Below are 1,467 nucleotides of genomic sequence, written 5' to 3' on the forward strand. Positions count from 1 at the left end.
GCCTGGTAACCGCCTACCGTCGCGCCGGAGGCGTTCGGCACCACAAAGTCAGCACCCTGGGCGATCATGCTGAGGCTGGCTTCCTTGGTCGCGGTCGTGTCGGTGAAATTGCCGATGTAGACCTCGCTGATCGGGAAATCCGGAGAAACACTCCTGGCGCCGTTCGTGAAGCCTTCGAAGGCTTCCTTGATCGGTGGAATTTCCATGCCCCCGACGAGCCCGGCCTTCTTGCCGGTTTTCGCTGCGATCACACCCATCAGATAGAAAGGCTGGCTGGTATCGGTGTTCAGGCCAATAACGTTGCCCTCGGCGACATAGCTCGAGGAGACCAGAAAGACGGTGTCTGGGTATTCAGGTGCTACGGCAAGTGCCGCATCCTGCAGTTCGAAACCGTGGCCGAGGATGACGTTGTAGCCCTGGCTGGCAAAGTCGCGGAACGCCTTTTCGAAGGATGCCGGGTTCTGTGCCAGCTCGACATAGCTGACCTGTGCTCCAAGTTCCTTTTCAACGCCCTTGAGCGCGTTGTAGCCGATGCGGTTCCAGCCCTCTTCAGACACGCTGCCCGGGACCAGAAGTCCCATCTTGAACGGCTTGTCCTGAGCGGCCGCTGGTCCAAAGACCAAGGCCGCAGCCACAGCCGTCATTCCCGCCAGATAAATCCTTCTCGTGATCATCATGATGCTCCTCCCTTGTTTTTGTCATCATGCCTTCCCGACGATTTTGCTCGTCGGTCAGCTTTTCTCCACCATCGCGCAGACCTCCGCACATGGCAGCTCGGCTCCTCCCAGAACCGGCTTCCCTTTGGCTAATACCTGCATCCGGTCCGGCCCTGACGCCACCAGCGCACTGGCATCGTCGCAGTCGCTGATGACGAGATCGGCCCAAGCGCCCTCGCGGACGCCGTAGTCACTCCCCAAGGCCATCAGTTTGGCCGGGATGCTGGTGATCATCTCGTAAACTGTCGCAAGTTCGTCACCACGCAGATGGCCGGCCAGAAGTGTCCAGCGCGCGATCTCGAGCATGTCGCCCGACCCAGTCGGCACGAATGGATCCTGGATGTTGTCGGAAGCGGTGGCTATCGGAACGCCCGCGCGCATCAACTCTGCGACCCGCGTCAAACCGCGTGGCGGCAGCAGGTCGTGACTGCGACCCTGGAGATAGAGGTTGGCAGCGGGCAAGGTCACGACACCGATCTGCAGTTCGAGCATCTGGTCGCGGATGCGTTCGAACTCGCTGCGCGGCAGCGCACTCAACACCGATGCATGGCCAAGCACGGTCCTGCCCTGCATGCCGTATTTGCGAACCCGTTCAAACACCGCGTCAAACAGCGGCCGCTCGGCATTGAGGTGTTCGTCCAGATGCAAGTCGACCGGCTTGCCGTGGCGCACCGCAGCCGCAAACAGAAGGTCCAGKTAACGCGGGGGATCTTCCGCCACCGCCGGCGTGCCTCCAACGGCATCGGCCAAT

At 61.1% G+C, this 1,467-nt stretch carries 2 protein-coding genes; both read right to left on the minus strand.

Features of this window, described 5'->3' with window-relative positions; translation table 11 throughout:
• Positions 1-677: BMP family protein (locus AC1DUU_RS31850; RefSeq protein ID WP_476787287.1), on the minus strand; the 677-nt coding region annotated here is incomplete at its 3' end.
• Between the two features lie 54 nt (positions 678-731).
• The coding region (locus AC1DUU_RS31855) for an amidohydrolase family protein (RefSeq protein ID WP_476787288.1) at positions 732-1,467 on the minus strand (736 nt) is incomplete at its 5' end.

It is taken from the genome of Aminobacter sp. P4_H6_2 (assembly GCF_056400805.1).